Source organism: Sporosarcina sp. P26b (assembly GCF_002743245.1).
Lineage (GTDB): Bacteria > Bacillota > Bacilli > Bacillales_A > Planococcaceae > Sporosarcina > Sporosarcina ureae_C.
Genome location: NZ_PDYW01000011.1, coordinates 56,729 through 66,570 on the forward strand (window position 1 = coordinate 56,729; position 9,842 = coordinate 66,570).

Below are 9,842 nucleotides of genomic sequence, written 5' to 3' on the forward strand. Positions count from 1 at the left end.
ACCAAATTAGTTATTTTTATTTATAGCAATCGTTAATTCACGTAACACTTTACAAGCCACGGCAGTTGAGGCGCCGCTTTGATCGTAAACAGGGGACAATTCATTGATATCACAAGCAACGATATTCAAACCGCTGACTGTCAAAATAGCTTTTAGCAGTTCAACAAAGCTTACGCCGCCAGCTTCGGGTGTACCGGTTCCGGGAAACACGGAAGGATCCAGTACGTCCAAGTCAATCGTCAAATAGACGGGTTTACCTTGCAGTTTCTTAACTGTGTCTTCGAGGCCGTCGAAATTAAATTTATTCATGAACACATGCTGCTTAGCCGCCCACTCGAATTCAGGACGGTCTCCCGAACGAATACCATATTGGAAGATTTTATCGTCTCCAAGCAAGTCCCAGATTCTACGAATAACCGTTGCGTGAGACAGGCGTTGATCCAAATAATCATCGCGCAAGTCAGTGTGTGCATCGAATTGGATGACATGCAGATCAGGATACATTTTCGCTGCAGCACGTACAGCACCCAAAGTAACTAAATGTTCGCCGCCGATCATGCAAGGCGTTTTTCCGTCATGTAGAACAAGTGAAGTGAATTCTTCAATTTGCTCCAGTGCACGTTCCGTATTCCCGAAACTCAGTTCTAGATCGCCTCCGTCAAACAATGCATAATCTGTTAGATCTGCGTCTTGATAGGGGCTATACGTTTCGAGACCGAAAGACTCACTGCGCATCACTTTACTGGCAAAGCGCGTTCCGGGACGAAAAGAAGTAGTGGAATCAAAAGGAGCGCCGAAAATTACGAATGAAGAATCTTCATAGTCTCCTTCGAAACCTAAAAATGTTTCTATGTTTTTATTCAGCATGAATCAGTAACTCCTTTACATAGTTCGGCAAGGCGAATGAGCCGACATGTAGTTTGGGATTATAATACTTTGTTTGTAAACCAATTGTATTCCAAGCATCTGAATCCAAGTCTTCTATTGGATCATATTTCTTTGAAGCAAATCCGAATAACCAATGTCCAGACGGATACGTGGGAATATGTGCTTGATAGACTTTTGAAACGGGGAAGAACCCTGTAATGCTTTTATGTGCACGTTGCATACCGCGCGCGTCTTCCGCATAGAAAGGACTTTCATGTTGATTCACAAGAATACCTTGTTCGTTTAGTGCTTTATAGCAATTGCCATAAAACTCCTTCGTGAAAAGACCTTCTCCGGGACCGAATGGATCGGTGGAATCAACAATGATCAGATCGTACGCATTCTCTTGCTGGCGGACGAATTTTAATCCGTCTTCAAAATACAGTGTAACGCGTGGATCAGTAAGTTGTGCTGCGGTTTGCGGTAAAAACTTCTGGCATACTTGTACAACTTGCTCATCTATTTCGACCATATCAATTTGTTTGATTGTCGGATAGCGCGTCAGTTCCCGCACGGTACCCCCATCACCAGCACCGATAACTAACACTTTTTCGATTGTAGGATTTGTAGCCATTGGGACATGAACAATCATATCGTGATAAATGAATTCGTCTTTCTCCGTCACCATGACATATCCATCAAGTGTCAAAATTCTACCGAACTCAGTCGTCTGGAAGACATCAATTTTCTGAAATTCACTTGTCGCAGTATAAAGATGTTCTTCTACGCGAAAGGAAAAACGAATGTGTGGTGAGTGATCTTCGGTAAACCATAAATTCATCAGACGTCCTCCTTCACTACATTAATATAATCAACTTTAGAATCCTCGGTACCTGTCAGGAAACAACCTTTATCCTTGCAGTAGTCTATATAGTCGATGATTTCATCAGTGATGCGTTCCCCAGGTGCCAAGATCGGAATGCCTGGGGGATAGCACATGACGAATTCACTTGCTACGCGACCTGAAGATTCAGTTAATGAAAGCAATTCTTTCTCTGCATAAAAGGCACGCTGTGGCGACTGGACGATGTCTGGAGTGATATATTCATGATCGAATAATGAACTTGGATCTTTCTTATAGCGTCGATTGATTTCTGCTAAAGCCGCAACCAATCGTTCCAGATCAAGTGTCCGATCACCGACAGAAATATAAGCTAGGAGATTCGCTACATCTCCGAATTCAATTTGAATATCGTATTCGTCACGCAAAATATCATACACTTCAATGCCAGCCAGACCTATTTGTCTCGTATGGATAGATAGTTTAGATTCATCGAAGTCATAAATGGTATCGCCGTTTATCAACTCTTTGGAATAAGCATAGTAGCCGCCGATTTTATTGACTTCATCACGCGTATACTGCGCCATTTCGATCACCTTACCGAAGATTTCTTGACCGTGTAGCGCAAGGTTTTTACGTGAAATATCCAGTGATGACATCAAGAGGTATGATCCACTCGTTGTTTGCGTGAGGTTAATGATCTGTCGCGTATAGCCTTCACTTACTTCATTATTTATCAATAGAAATGAGCTTTGTGTCAATGACCCACCAGACTTATGCATGCTGATAGAGGCCATATCCGCGCCGACAGACATGGCGGAAGCTGGCAGTTTATCGTTGAAATAAAAGTGCGTTCCATGGGCTTCATCTACTAATACAAGCATCCCGTGTGCGTGTGCCAAATCGGTAATGGCTTGCAGATTGGAGCAGATCCCATAATAGGTAGGATTATTAATGAGAATCGCTTTAGCATCCGGATGATCCACAATTGCTTTTTTTACTTCATCTACGGCCATGCCAAGTGGAATGCCAAGTTCTTCTTGCACTCCAGGATTTACATAGATAGGAATAGCGCCACTTAAAATCAAGGCATTAATTGCACTACGATGGACATTTCGTGGCATAATGATTTTTTCTCCAGCTTTACAAGCAGTCATAACCATTGCTTGGACAGCAGAGGTTGTCCCATTCACAAGCAAGAAGGCGTGCTTCGCGCCAAAAGCGTCTGCCGCCAGTTCTTCTGCTTCACGTATGACAGAAACGGGGTGACATAAATTATCAAGAGGTTTCATGGAATTCACGTCATGATGTAAGCAAGTCTCCCCGAGGAAATCGGCAAGTTCCTTATTGCCTCGACCGTGTTTGTGACCGGGAACATCAAAAGGAACGACACGTGCTTCTTGATATTGCTGCAATGCTTCCATAATTGGAACGCGATGTTGTGATAATTTCAATGGTCTCTCCTCACTCATTTTCATAGACATTCGAGCCGCTATAGATTTCAATCATCTCTTTGCGCAAGTTATGAGAGATTTGAAGGCGTTCTTTTGGCGGTAATTCTGAAACATCTTTGTTAAATAGGTAATCCTGCAAATCGATTTCTTTAATGAGTAGCTTCGTGTGGAAAATATTTGCTTGATACACATTGATGTCGATTGCGTCATATTTATCCAACGTCTTTTGATCAATAAAATCCTGAATGGAAGTCATAGCATGATCCATAAATAACTTCTTACCGTCGACTGAACGTGTAAATCCACGCACGCGATAATCAGCGGTAATGATATCCGAGTCAAAGCTTCCGATTAGGTAGTCAAGCGCGTTCAAAGGAGAAATCTCTCCGCACGTTGACACATCTATATCTACACGAAACGTCGCAATAGAGTTATCCGGATGATACTCGGGATACGTATGAACCGTTACGTGACTTTTATCTAAATGACTGACGACGGAATCCTTATCTGGCAAGATGGGGATCGCGCCTTGATTACAAGAAGGATCAATTTGTGATGCAGGGAATTTTTCCTCTGAAATCATTAACGTTACACTTGCGCCTTGAGGATCGTAATCTTGTTTACTGACATTCAAAACATGTGCACCAATCATTTCGGTGACATCGTAGAGAATTTTCGTTAAACGTTCTGAATTGTATTGCTCATCTATATAGGCGATATACTCACTTTGCTCTCTTCTACTTTTTGCATAGCTTACATCGTAAATGTTGAAGCTAAGAGTTTTGGTGAGGTTGTTAAAGCCGTAGAGCTTCAGCTTATTTTCCAACCGAAACATCCGTCCTTTCTATATAAAATATTTAAAAACCATTTTCACATAAAAAAGTCCCTCTCCAATCCACATGAAATAATACAAACATGACAGATTGGAGAGGGACCTTTACTCTGTTTCGCTTGTTGATATAAGAAAAGAGGGATCTCTCTTCCATTACATAACAGGTGATTGGGTTGGCATAATGCTCACAGGTACTCTTCCTAAATTAAAAAACTTATGAAATTGATTTCATTATAAAGGAAAAAGAATAAAAAATATATACTTTTTATTGAAAAGAATAAAAAAACATTTGCTTTAAATCGTTAGGAAGAATGATTTGAATTGTCGATAGATCGTCTTTACGATATGGTATAAAGAACAAAGACTACATTTTTGGAGGTAATGAAATGAACGATACGACAGTGGAATACTTGGAACAAGTTCGACAAGATTTCGAGACAAGTCCTTTTTGGAAATTTGCAGGTCTGCAAACGCAAAAATTAGAAGCAGGACATGTGGAATTATATTTACCTTATAGTCAACACTATGACAATGTACGCGGAACTATTCATGGTGGGATGTACATGTCCATTCTTGACACGACTATGGGAATGCTTTGCCGCTCGATGGGTGCAAATGATGTCATGACCATTCAGATGACAACACAGTTTCTAAAACCAGTCGTTCAAGAAGCGGTGCATTCAAAAGCAGCTGTGATCAACAGGACACGTTCAACTGCTTTGGTTGAAGGAACGTTATTCAATGAGAAAGATGAATTAGTAGCTCATTGTACTGCTACGTTCAAGTTGAAATGAGTTATGTTTGTTATGTGATTTCTCCACAGGGTAGGTTCATATATGAATAAGAAAGCATTCTACTTAGGTTTGTTTACAGTTATTGCATGGGGCTCAAGTTTCGCGGCCATACGTGTGAGCTTGCTAGGCGGTTATTCTCCTGGGCACTTGGTGTTGACACGGTTTTTAGTTGCTTCACTAGTATTTATTTTATATGCACTATGGCCAGGAACGAAAATTCGTATACCCGCAAAACAAGATATATGGAAGATTATGTTGCTCGGCTTTGCAGGAATTAGTATTTATCACTTTGGTCTAACATACGGAGAGCAAACCGTATCGGCCGGTACTGCCGGTCTGTTCATCGCAACAGTACCAATTTTCACTTCTATTATCGCGGTAATTTTCTTAAGTGAAAAAATCAGTCGATTGGGCTGGCATGGCATGGCAATCGGCTTGTCGGGTGTGGCATTGATTACGATAGGAAGTTCAGAAGCCACACTAGAAGTTTCAGTAGGCGCATGGTTTATAATAGTAGCCGTTATTTCCACGTCTATATTTTTCGTCTTCCAAAAACCTTTGTTTAAACAGTACACGCCTGTCGAATTGACAGCTTACTTCACATGGGCAGGTACATTGCCGTTTCTTTATTTCACACCCGGTCTTTTCAATGAAATCCAAGGGGCTACATTTGAAGCTACATTATCAACGATCTATATGGGAGTTATTCCTGCAACAATCGCTTATGTGACTTGGGCTACTGCACTGTCGATTGCAGATGCGGGCGCGGTTTCAAGTTTACTCTATATAGAACCAGTCGTTGCCATTATCATTGCCTGGATATGGCTTCAAGAACTACCCAGTGGATTATCTACATTGGGTGGGTTGATTGCAGTTCTAAGTGTTATTGCAGTTAACTGGGAAGCGATGCGTAGACGTCCAGTTTTACAATGAAAAAGCAGCCAAGCATAAAAAGCGAGGCTGCTACTTGGTGGATCATCCTTTTGGAATGAACGTACCGCAATCTGTTTCGGCAATATCTTTCGCTTTTCTACCTTTTCGCGAGACCACTTTGATTTCATCTGCACCACATTGATTACCTGATTCCCAAAAATGACAGTTCGTTACTTCACATAATACGTCTTTTGCCAATTGATCCACCTCCTTTTTCTTAGCATATCCAGAAACACTGCGTACATACAGGAGATGGGGAAGTAGTACATTATGTTAACTTTGGAGGAGAGTTTATGGTTACTGTACAAGATATTGCGACACCACGTTTACAAAATTACTTGGAATTCGTGCGTGATCCAATCAGATTCTTTACACGTGTTCAACCGCTCGGTGATATGATTTCATTGAAGACAGGAATTTCTCCGACTTTTGTTGTTAACAGCCCAGAAGCTATTCGTGAAATTTTAGTACGCCAAGATCAGTCATTTATTAAAGGAAGAACAACGACAGTATTGCAACGAACAGTGGGGGAAGGTTTGCTGACTACGGAAAGTGAGCGTCATGCAACGCAGAAAAAATATATTCAACCTGCATTTTATAAAGATGTAATGGAGCGCTATGCTTATGCAATCATCGACGAAACAGAAAAGGTAGTTGAACTTTTAGAGCATGAACAAGAAGTCGATATACATACTGTCATGATGCGTCTGACGCTATCGATCATTACACGTACAATGTTTTCGACAGATGTTTCAGCAGAAGAGAAGAAGCTCGCGGATGCAGTTACGACAACGATAGAACAAAGTGTCAAAATCTTATTTAGTCCTGTGATGATTCCTGCTTCTGTTCCGACTACTGCGAATTTGAAGCATAAAGAAGCGATTCAAACACTTGAAGCTATGATTGACGATGTGTTAGCTGCTGCAAAAGAGCATCCTGAGTGGTTCAAAGATTCCTTGCTCGGCATGATGATGGCGGTAACAGACGAGGATGGAAATAGTTTATCTGATAAGGAAGTACGCGATCAGATGATGACGATGTTACTAGCTGGGCATGAGACGACGGCTAATTTATTAGGTTGGATTATTGCAGAAATAGCAGGACATCCAATAGTGGAAAAACGTTTATTGGAAGAGCTGACCACAGCTAAACTTACAGGGAATCCGTTCAATTGGATGCGGGAATTACCGTATACACAACAAATTATTGAAGAGGGCTTGCGGCTTTATCCTCCCGCTTGGCTGATTTATCGTGAACTGGACGAACCTGTTGAGATGTTTGGTAGGTCTTTTAAAAAAGGAAGCACTTTTATGATCTGTCCGTATGCAGTTCACCGAAATGAAAAAGTGTTCCCGAATCCTGAATTGTTTGATCCTGATCGTTTTGCGGTAGGTAACAAGTATTCGCCATTTAGCTATTTCCCATTCGGTGGCGGTTCACGTAGTTGTATCGGTTCGAGATTCGCGATGCTTGAAGCGACACTTATTTTGAAAGTACTTTATAAGAATTTCTCGTTACGCAATATTCGACACCATGGACCCGTTCCAGAACCTTTGATTTCTTTGCGAATTAAGAATGGGTGGCCAATGGAAGTGGAGAAACGTCGTTATTGATCCTGCCGTGCTCACATAGTGGACAAAAAAACAGAGCTGTCGAAGAAGTCATTACTCTAATCTGTAAAGCTATTCTTTGATCTCATACAAAAAAGAGAGGCCCCGTTATGACTTTCAGGGCCTCTCTTTTTCGATTTTTTATATAAATACTACTGCTTCTTTTGGAGTTGGCAACTCAACGATACGCTGTACTTCGTCACCTTCAAGTGTTTCTTCTTTATAAAGCGCGTTGACCAGTTCCTCAAATTGATAAGCATTTTCTTTAATAAGGGTTTCGGTTTTTTTTGCAGCCTGATTAAATAACATCTGCATTTTTTCTTCTTTTTCCGCTTTATTAAAAATCAATGAAAAACCTTCTTGGAACAGTCCTGTATTCACCATACGCTCAAGAATTTCTTTGGCTTGTTCGACGTCGCCACCCACACCAATGCTGTGTTCACCTAAATAGAGACGTTCTGCAATACCGCCCGCTAATATCATGCTAACTTGATCAAGCAATTCACTAGCTGTCGATAGATGGAGCTCCTTCTGAATAGGGGCTACATAGCCTAGAGCTTGCCCTCGTGGAATGATGGTTGCTTTTCTCACAGACCCCGGCTTAGTGATAGCGGCTATTATAGCGTGCCCCGATTCGTGAATGGCTACCCGGCGTTTCGTTTCCTGATCGTTTAACGTACGAGCTGTATTTCCAAGTATTGTCCGATCAATTGCAAAATCTAAATCATGCTTTTCAATGAGTTTACGTCCTTCTCTCATAGCACGGCGACTAGCTGTTTCAAACAAGCCACTGATTTCTGCCCCAGAGAAGCCGGATGTGCTTTCCGCTAAGGTGTCGAGAGAGGCTGCTACATTTGCAGCTAACCCTTTGCCGTTAGTATGAATGTCGATAATTTCACGACGTCCTTTAGTATCTGGTAGTTGAACGTTGAATGTGAAGTCAATACGTCCAGGACGCAAGAATGCATCATCCAACATATCTTTTCTGTTTGTCGCCGCAATGAATAAGATTCCATCGTTATCATTACCGCCGTCGAGTTGAACGAGTAATTCCGTCAATGTCTTCTCAGATTCTTCACCGCCGTGCTCTTTTCGTTTACCAGCCAATGCATCTACTTCATCTATAAAGATAACGGCAGGACCTTGTTTACGGGCATTTTGAAAAAGTGTACGTACACGTGAAGCGCCGACTCCGACAAATAGTTCGGTGAAAGCTGCACCACTTGAAGAATAGAAAAGCGCGCCTATTTCATTTGCGATAGCTTGGGCCAGTAATGTTTTACCTGTTCCAGGAGGTCCGTACAGTAAAATCCCTTGAGGCAATGCAATGCCCATATCTTTCGCAACTCCTGGATTTTTAAATACTTCTAATGTCTGAAGAATTTCCTCTTTCATTTCTTCAGGGATTCCGCCAATGTCATTCATTGTAATATCCGGAAGAGGAGTAGCTTTTGAGGCTTGATGCTTCATACCCGATGCACCAATATTGAGTTTCCCTTTTTTGTGAAGGATAAACAGTGTTAGTAGGGCAGCTAATACTAGCCCTCCGAAAATCCAGCCACTAGCTGAACTTGCTGCTTTGTATTGATAAGACACATTATATTTTTGTACTAAGTCGTCTACTAGTGTACTTTGCGGACGGACCATTGTGCTGTAAGTAGTGTTATCCACAGTAACAGATAACTTCCCGTCAGCCGTTTCATTCAATAAAACACTACCACCTGATTGTTCTGCTATTAATTTTTCCATCTGGGCAAAGGTTATCTCTTTTCCTCCAGTTGGTTGTAAGTAGTTCCAAGTGACTCCTGCAGCGATCGCCGTGATAAAGAGGACTATGACTAAAATTTTAGATGCTAATTTCGAAATAGGCTTCAAGGTCAGCTCCAGCTCCTTCTGTGAATTACCTAAATTATACTCAGAAATAGTAGTTTTGGATAGTGTATAAACTGAATAAATAGTTACAAATTCAAGGCGGTGATAGAAAGTGCCTAAGAAATAGGCGATGGACCTAGGTGGTGGGAGCGTTGCTCGAAGTGGGCTTAGGCATTGGAGGAGTGGATTGGATCGTGGCTCGAGTTTGGCTTGTTCATTGAAAGTAGTGAGGGTCATGCCTTGGACTCGCGCAGGCACGTGGGGGATTGCCTACAGCCATGAGCCAACTAGCGGTGGAGCTGCTAGCTGTCTCATGACCACGGCCTACCCTGCAGTTGTGCCTGCGCTACTAAGTGGTTGACAAGTTAGATTGTGGTTTATAGTAGATAAAACCAGTGACTGGGTGGGACTATTCTTTGGTCTTAGCAAAGTCATTAGGAGATAGATTGGATCGTTGCTCGAGTTTTACTTAGTCATTGAAAGTAGTGAATGTCATGCTTTGGAGCCGCGCAGGCACGTGGGGGATTGCCTCCAGCCATGAGCCAACTAGCGGTGGAGCTGCTAGCTGTCTCATGGCCACGGCCTACCCCGCAGTTGTGCCTGCGCTGCTAAGTACTTACCATGTCAGGTTGTGGTTTA

Annotated in this window: 10 protein-coding genes; 4 read left to right on the plus strand and 6 right to left on the minus strand. The window is 42.0% G+C overall.

The genetic code is table 11. The features are described from left to right. Positions 1-6 precede the first annotated feature (6 nt). From speB to speD, 4 genes are read right to left on the minus strand one after another with little or no spacing between them, the layout of a single operon-like run. Positions 7-867, minus strand: a complete 861-nt coding sequence (gene speB, locus CSV69_RS11040; RefSeq protein ID WP_199170415.1) for an agmatinase — start codon at positions 865-867, stop codon at positions 7-9. Beyond that, positions 857-1,708 carry a polyamine aminopropyltransferase gene (speE, locus tag CSV69_RS11045; RefSeq protein WP_099693426.1) on the minus strand — a complete coding sequence of 284 codons (852 nt, stop codon included), beginning with the start codon at positions 1,706-1,708 and terminating at the stop codon, positions 857-859. The genes speB and speE overlap by 11 nt, the downstream gene beginning before the upstream one ends. Next, positions 1,708-3,192, minus strand: coding sequence for an aminotransferase class I/II-fold pyridoxal phosphate-dependent enzyme (locus CSV69_RS11050; protein WP_369823954.1), 1,485 nt, complete (start codon positions 3,190-3,192; stop codon positions 1,708-1,710). Before CSV69_RS11050 ends, speE begins: the two co-directional genes overlap by 1 nt. Beyond that, entirely contained in the window at positions 3,173-3,997 is an 825-nt protein-coding gene (gene speD, locus CSV69_RS11055) for an adenosylmethionine decarboxylase (RefSeq protein ID WP_085427093.1), read from the minus strand. The genes CSV69_RS11050 and speD overlap by 20 nt, the downstream gene beginning before the upstream one ends. Positions 3,998-4,380: 383 nt before the next feature. On the opposite strand from speD, the gene CSV69_RS11060 reads away from it, so the two are divergent. Both CSV69_RS11060 and CSV69_RS11065 read left to right on the plus strand, forming a co-directional pair. Further along, a complete protein-coding gene (locus tag CSV69_RS11060; protein WP_085427092.1) occupies positions 4,381-4,788 on the plus strand; it encodes a PaaI family thioesterase in 408 nt (135 codons plus the stop codon). Between the two features lie 42 nt (positions 4,789-4,830). Next, positions 4,831-5,721 (plus strand): DMT family transporter, encoded by an 891-nt coding sequence (locus CSV69_RS11065; RefSeq protein ID WP_099693427.1) that lies wholly within the window; start codon positions 4,831-4,833, stop codon positions 5,719-5,721. A 42-nt stretch (positions 5,722-5,763) separates the two neighbouring features. Here the strand turns inward: CSV69_RS11065 and CSV69_RS11070 are convergent, their stop codons facing one another. Then, positions 5,764-5,919, minus strand: a complete 156-nt coding sequence (locus tag CSV69_RS11070) for a DUF1540 domain-containing protein (protein ID WP_085427090.1) — start codon at positions 5,917-5,919, stop codon at positions 5,764-5,766. Between the two features lie 95 nt (positions 5,920-6,014). Here CSV69_RS11070 and CSV69_RS11075 point away from each other — a divergent pair, with 95 nt between their 5' ends. Then, on the plus strand, positions 6,015-7,334 hold the full coding sequence (locus CSV69_RS11075) for a cytochrome P450 (protein ID WP_099693428.1): 1,320 nt from the start codon (positions 6,015-6,017) through the stop codon (positions 7,332-7,334). Between the two features lie 138 nt (positions 7,335-7,472). On the opposite strand, the gene CSV69_RS11080 is transcribed toward CSV69_RS11075, so the two are convergent. Further along, positions 7,473-9,206 (minus strand): AAA family ATPase, encoded by a 1,734-nt coding sequence (locus tag CSV69_RS11080; protein ID WP_085427088.1) that lies wholly within the window; start codon positions 9,204-9,206, stop codon positions 7,473-7,475. Between the two features lie 184 nt (positions 9,207-9,390). On the opposite strand from CSV69_RS11080, the gene CSV69_RS16845 reads away from it, so the two are divergent. Next, positions 9,391-9,564 (plus strand): hypothetical protein, encoded by a 174-nt coding sequence (locus tag CSV69_RS16845; protein WP_158232655.1) that lies wholly within the window; start codon positions 9,391-9,393, stop codon positions 9,562-9,564. Positions 9,565-9,842: the final 278 nt, after the last annotated feature.

Excerpts from the sequence above, each read along its gene's own strand:
- speB (WP_199170415.1), bottom strand. The coding sequence starts at position 867 with ATGCTGAATAAAAACATAGAAACATTTTTAGGTTTCGAAGGAGACTAT.
- speE (WP_099693426.1), bottom strand. The coding sequence starts at position 1,708 with ATGAATTTATGGTTTACCGAAGATCACTCACCACACATTCGTTTTTCC.
- CSV69_RS11050 (WP_369823954.1), bottom strand. The coding sequence starts at position 3,192 with ATGTCTATGAAAATGAGTGAGGAGAGACCATTGAAATTATCACAACAT.
- speD (WP_085427093.1), bottom strand. The coding sequence starts at position 3,997 with ATGTTTCGGTTGGAAAATAAGCTGAAGCTCTACGGCTTTAACAACCTC.
- CSV69_RS11060 (WP_085427092.1), top strand. The coding sequence starts at position 4,381 with ATGAACGATACGACAGTGGAATACTTGGAACAAGTTCGACAAGATTTC.
- CSV69_RS11065 (WP_099693427.1), top strand. The coding sequence starts at position 4,831 with ATGAATAAGAAAGCATTCTACTTAGGTTTGTTTACAGTTATTGCATGG.
- CSV69_RS11075 (WP_099693428.1), top strand. The coding sequence starts at position 6,015 with ATGGTTACTGTACAAGATATTGCGACACCACGTTTACAAAATTACTTG.